This window comes from Rhodococcus sp. ARC_M12, assembly GCF_022810385.1.
Lineage (GTDB): Bacteria > Actinomycetota > Actinomycetes > Mycobacteriales > Mycobacteriaceae > Rhodococcoides > Rhodococcoides navarretei.
This window is the reverse complement of record NZ_JALGQI010000034.1, coordinates 1-5,604: the sequence shown is the minus strand read 5'-3', so window position 1 is coordinate 5,604 and position 5,604 is coordinate 1. Positions and strand designations below refer to the sequence as shown.

The window sequence follows — 5,604 nt, the reverse complement described above, 5'->3', positions numbered from 1 at the left end:
AGCCCTATAGGGATGGTCGACTGGACCTTGTCGGTGATCGACTCAGAAACTTTCATGCTGTCGTGCCTGCCTTTCACACATCACAATTGGAATTCAGGTGTTCGAACGATCAGGCCATCCCACGCTTCCGAGGCCACCATCTGGCACGACAACCGAGACGTGGGTTCACGCTCGGGGTTCATAGCCAGCATCTCCTCCTCGTTGGCACCGGACAGACCCACCTCTCCTGACCACTGCGGGTCGACGATCACATGGCAGGTGCCACAGGCCGTTTCGCCCCCACAGTCTCCATCGATCCCCGGCACAGCATTGTCGGTTGCAATCTGCATCAACGATCGACCTTCGACCAAGCCCGCCTCGTGCTTCTCACCATCGTGGGCGACGAAAGTTACAACTGCCATGTCAACTCCTCAATTTTCTTCGCGATTGATAACAGTGTCGCCGCAAACGTGAATGGCGGCCATGTTACGTAGAGTCAAAAACTTGTGAATTCGGGTCAGACGGTTCGCCCCAGAGATCCGACCTGAGTCCACTCCAGATGTGGATTGCGACAACTCTGCGCTCCGCACGAAGGCATCGAGCGGCTGGGCTCCTGTTTCGAAATGCGCGCTCACCAAGTACTTCTTTCACCGCGAAGCCGTCTCACCGGCGACCAGATGGCCATTTCGGATCTCGACGATAGGCAATCTCAGTCCACCCGGAGCGTCCACCGGAACAACGGGCGAGTTGGGGGCGATGGGATCGAGCCGCTGATACGGAAGCCCCTGTGCCGGACGAAGATCGAGCTCGCCCTTGTTCGGCCACAGCGCGGCGGACCGCTCGGCCTGCGCGCTGATCGTCAACGACGGGTTGACGCCGAGGTTGGCCGATACCGCTGCCCCGTCCACCACGCTCAGCGTCGGGTAGCCGTGGACGCGGTGGTACGGATCGATGACGCCGTGCGCCGAATCCGAGGCGATGGCGCAGCCGCCGAGGAAGTGGGCGGTGAGCGGGATGTTGAACAGCTCTCCCCAGGTACCGGCCGCGAGGCCGCCGATCTTCTTGGCAATCCGCCGGGTGGCGTCGTTGCCTTCGGGGATCCACGTCGGATTCGGCTCCCCGTGGCCCTGCCTGCTGGAGATCGTGCGGCCGAACGGCCCACGCTTGGTGAACGTGGTGATCGAGTTGTCCAGGTTCTGCATGACCAGCGCGATGATGGTGCGCTCGCTCCAGCGCCGGACGTTGACCACACGGACGAACTGAACCGGATGCGCGATCATCGCGAACACGAATTTGAGCCACCGCGGAATCTTGCCTCCGCCGTCGGTCATCAGGGTCTGCAGCATGCCCATCGCGTTCGAACCCTTGCCGTAGCGGCACGGCTCGATGTGGGTGTTGGGACTGGGGTGGAACGAGGACGTGATGGCAACGCCACGCGTGAGATTCATCGACGGGTCCACCTCGTATTTGGCCGCTCCGACGATCGACTCGGAGTTAGTACGCGTCAGTTCGCCGAGTGTGTCCGACAGCTTGGGCAGCGCGCCGGTGTCTTTCATCTTGTGCAGCAGGTTCTGAGTGCCCCAGGTACCGGCTGCCAGAACGACATTGGCCGCGCTGTAGGTCTTCTTGCCCTTGCGGAGCCGAGCGCCGGTGCGCTCGGTGTCGACATCCCAGGTGCCGTCGGATCGGGGGCGTAGGCCGGACACCGTCGTCATCGGCACGATCTCGGCTCCTGCGCGCTCGGCCAAGCCGAGGTAGTTCTTCAACAGGGTGTTCTTGGCTCCGTGGCGGCAACCGGTCATGCACTCACCACATTCGATGCAACCGGTGCGCTCGGGGCCTGCGCCGCCGAAGTACGGGTCCGGGACGGTCTTGCCGGGCTCGTCACCGAAAAACACGCCCACCGGTGTCTGAATGAAAGTGTCGGCGACACCCATGTCCTCGGCGACCGACTTCATCACCTCGTCGGCAGGGGTCATGTGCGGATTGCGCACCACGCCCAGCATGCGGGTGGCCTGGTCGTAGAACGGCGAGAGCTCACTGCTCCAGTCGGTGATGTGCGCCCACTGCTTGTCCTCGAAGAACGGCGCCTGAGGCTTGTAGAGGGTGTTCGCGTAGTTCAGCGATCCACCGCCCACTCCGGCACCGGCGAGGATGAGGCAATCGCGCAGCAGGTGTACGCGCTGGATGCCGTACAGACCGAGTTTCGGTGCCCACAGGAAACGCTTGAGATCCCAACTGTTCTTCGCGAAGTCCTTGTCCTCGAAGCGTTGCCCGGCTTCCAGGATCCCAACGCGGTACCCCTTCTCCACCAGCCTCAGCGCAGTGACACTTCCGCCGAAGCCCGAACCGACGATCAGAACGTCGTAATCGATTGAACTGCTCGGTGGCGTCGCCATGGCGTCTCCTTCTGGTTCTTCAAACCGGATAACTGCTCCTCGCCCCAGGGGCCTGGACCCCAGCGCAAGAGTGCGCCCCCTCGACGGTGAGACCAAAGCCGACCGCCTGCCTACCCGGGCACACTACTATACAGACGATAATTTTTTGTCCAATTAATTGACAGATGCAGCCTGCGTGTACAGATACTAGTGATGCAGCTCATCAACCACAAGCCGCTGACGCTTCCGTCACCGGCGAGCCGAACCGAAAGGAGCCGGTGCGTCAGAAGCCAGCAAGGAGGGCTCTGACGAGAAGCCGAGGTGCACAGGCGGCGGGGCAAGCCCCGAGATCGACAAGCTAGATCCGCAGCGATCGTCACCGAAATGGCGTGCCGCTCCAGAATTGAACTACCAGGGTAGGTATGACACTAAAATGGTATCGACTCATTTGATGGAAACACTTGTGGACGAGATGGAGGACAGGAAGGCAGAGTTGACCGAGAATATCTCTTCATTCATAAGTGCATCAATCCATGAAATGAACGGCAATGCAGACGCAACCGGACTTCTACACACCAGCGTGAAAGCCAACATCAATGCGGCTATCGACTTCCTGGCCGACAGGACTGAGCACGACAACTTGCGAGCTCCGCATGCCGCCCTGTGCCATGCTCGCGTTCTCGCACACACGCATGTCCCGCTGACGGCGCTCGCCCGCGCTTATCACCTGGGCCAATCGAGATTTCTTGAGCATGTCCTGTTCTCGCTCTCGCGAGCTACGCACACGTTGGCCGCGAATCAACTTGCGCATCTGGTCAGCAGGTCTGCCGTCTTCATAGACCGCGTGTGTCAGGACGCATGTTCAGAATACGAAGCGGAGAAATCGAAGATACGTGAAGAAAATAGTTCTGTAAACACGGAACTCGAACGCGCAATGTCGCCATCATGCACAGATCCTTTGGACGCATACAAAATCGATTCATATTACAATCTCACAGGAAACCATATTGCCATTGAGTTTTGGACGAATGACCGGGAACCATTCCCGAGCAAGTCCTGGCACCAGCTCGTAGATACCGTTAACGTCAGACTCGGTACGATCGGTCGACCGCAAGTCAACAGTAAAGGCGATGCCCGATCCCTGGTTTGGTTTCCGATAATTCACGCCGGAAGGATTTGCCTTGAAAGCGTTACAGACGTTCTTCAGAAGTACGGCCGAATTCGAGCAGCAATTGGAACCGTGCAGAGTGGTGAAAATGGTTTTCGGAAGACAGCCAGGCAGGCAGAGCGCGCGGCCCGCGTGGTTTCGGACGGCAAGGTCGATATCAGTCCGGTGGTAACTTTCGAGGAAGTTGCAGCCATCACTCTTCTGCTCGAAGATCCGGAAAGCCTAAGGGATCTAGCGGAAGACTCACTCGGAGGCTTGCTTCTGGACAGTGCGCGGAACCGCTGGCTCCGCGAGACCTTGCGAGTCTACCTGGCAAACAACTGTAGCGTTACCGCGACCGCTCACGACATGACGATCCATCGCAACACGGTCAAATACCGCATCCGACAAGCAGCGAAAGAGTGCGGTTGCAAGCTGGACGATGCCGGCATCCTCATGAACCTCAGGATTGCGCTGGATGCCGCGTGGTGGACACCCAGCACAGTACTCAAATTACCCATACCGCTCGGCTCAGTAGACGCACGGTTGACGGTTTGAGCAGGGTGGCTGCGACCCGGCTCAAACCTTCCAGGTTTCCAGCGCCACGTTCGTCAGACTCCATTGCCATGCTGATTCACGATTGTTGCTATCAGAATATCGAATGCCGCATTCGGTGAAAGCGACTTGATTCGGTCATTGATATCCATTTCTTTGCCCTCGATTCCTTCACTTGTCGCAATGTTCGCCGCATTTGATTCGACAGATCCTTCGGACGTCTCCAAGATTCGACCGGCCCACACTCCGACTGGCGAAGGATCAGTAGCAAGATACTGCTCGCAGTCGGTCAGTATATGACATTTCATGCAAGAGTCCGCTGCAGTTTTATGACGCGCAGCTCGCTGAGCAACCGTCTCGTAGGGTGGATCGGATTCGTAGTCCCACAGTTCGGGCTCCCCCTGGCAGGGTGTGACCAGCACCCGACCACGAACTGCGAGACGGTCCAATGCTCGATTCAAGGTTGATTCCTTTAAGTACGGGAGCGAACTCGATACGACCTAGTTGTACGATAGCCATTCCTCATGTGTCAAAGAGGGAAGGATGAGTTGTGCATAAAGAACAAGGACTCCTTGCGACTTTGGCCAACTTGGACATATCACAGAACGGTGCCGATCCAGTACGATCGACACCACGACGACGGCCCCTTCAGGCCTCCATGAATGCAGTGGAAATCGAGGTATCGTGCTGGATTTTGCATTCTTCACATTGACACCGCTCCTACTGTTCATGTTGGCACCCTCGTGGAATCCGTTGACCTACCACGGTGCGCGAGTCGGATCGAACGCCGAAATATTCGCGACGTGAAAATCAGCCAGATGTAGGTCGAGCTACGCAGACGAGGGGTGTGCGTAGCCGACCTCTGCAATGGAGAGCTTTTCTGACGCCACACGCCGGCAGTTGTGCCGAGTTGCATGCTCTGCGTTCGCTGTACGCCGCTCGGGAAACCTACCGAAAGAACAGATGAGTTCTTCGTAGGTGTTCGGCTCACCGCTGCGCCTGGTTCGTTCGCCCGCCGATAACGCCACTGGTCGCATCTCTGGCAGCATCGACGCGCTGGCGACAGCGACATCATCCCCCACCACCAATGTCCGAACGCGCCTAGACTTCTATTCATGAGTTCCGTCCACACTGCGCGCCCTGATGGTGGCTACCGGACAGCGGCAAGCACTCTCCTTCGTGCGACCGCGTTAGACGCATTGAGCGCTCTCCTGCTGCGGCAGAGCTGGAAGTCCGTGACCATGTCCGAGGTCGCGAAGGAAGCCGGTTTGTCTCGACAGACCATCTATAACGAGTTCGGGTCCCGGCGCGGTGTGGCGGAGAGCTACGCGATACGACTGACCGATCAGCTGGTCAGTGTGGTGGACGATGGACTCTACACTTGCGTTGGTGATATCAGATTGGCGCTCGGCCGAGGTTTGGCTGCGTTTTTCGCCGTCTCCGAACGTGACCCATTGGTCAGATCGCTACGAGAAGAAGACGCATCCGCAGACCTCCTGCGGCTCATTACTGTTCACAGCACCCAGCTTGTCGAGCGAGCCGCAG

General features: G+C 58.5%; 4 protein-coding genes. 2 read left to right on the top strand and 2 right to left on the bottom strand.

Annotated elements, in window-relative coordinates; all coding sequences use genetic code 11:
- Positions 1-80: 80 nt before the first annotated feature.
- Positions 81-401, bottom strand: coding sequence for a 2Fe-2S iron-sulfur cluster-binding protein (locus MTX35_RS25115; RefSeq protein ID WP_042926005.1), 321 nt, complete (start codon positions 399-401; stop codon positions 81-83).
- Between the two features lie 225 nt (positions 402-626).
- Positions 627-2,378 (bottom strand): FAD-dependent oxidoreductase, encoded by a 1,752-nt coding sequence (locus MTX35_RS25110; protein WP_068373924.1) that lies wholly within the window; start codon positions 2,376-2,378, stop codon positions 627-629.
- Positions 2,379-2,808: 430 nt separating this feature from the next.
- On the opposite strand from MTX35_RS25110, the gene MTX35_RS25105 reads away from it, so the two are divergent.
- The gene (locus tag MTX35_RS25105; RefSeq protein ID WP_042940281.1) at positions 2,809-4,062 is read left to right on the top strand and encodes a CdaR family transcriptional regulator; all 1,254 of its coding nucleotides are present in this window, start codon (positions 2,809-2,811) and stop codon (positions 4,060-4,062) included.
- 1,112 nt (positions 4,063-5,174) lie between these two features.
- On the top strand, positions 5,175-5,604 hold a 430-nt coding region (locus tag MTX35_RS25100; protein ID WP_243597460.1), incomplete at its 3' end, for a TetR family transcriptional regulator.

What these genes read in the sequence shown, in the direction of transcription:
- MTX35_RS25115 (WP_042926005.1), bottom strand. Translation starts at nt 401, where the DNA reads ATGGCAGTTGTAACTTTCGTCGCCCACGATGGTGAGAAGCACGAGGCG.
- MTX35_RS25110 (WP_068373924.1), bottom strand. Translation starts at nt 2,378, where the DNA reads ATGGCGACGCCACCGAGCAGTTCAATCGATTACGACGTTCTGATCGTC.
- MTX35_RS25105 (WP_042940281.1), top strand. Translation starts at nt 2,809, where the DNA reads ATGGAAACACTTGTGGACGAGATGGAGGACAGGAAGGCAGAGTTGACC.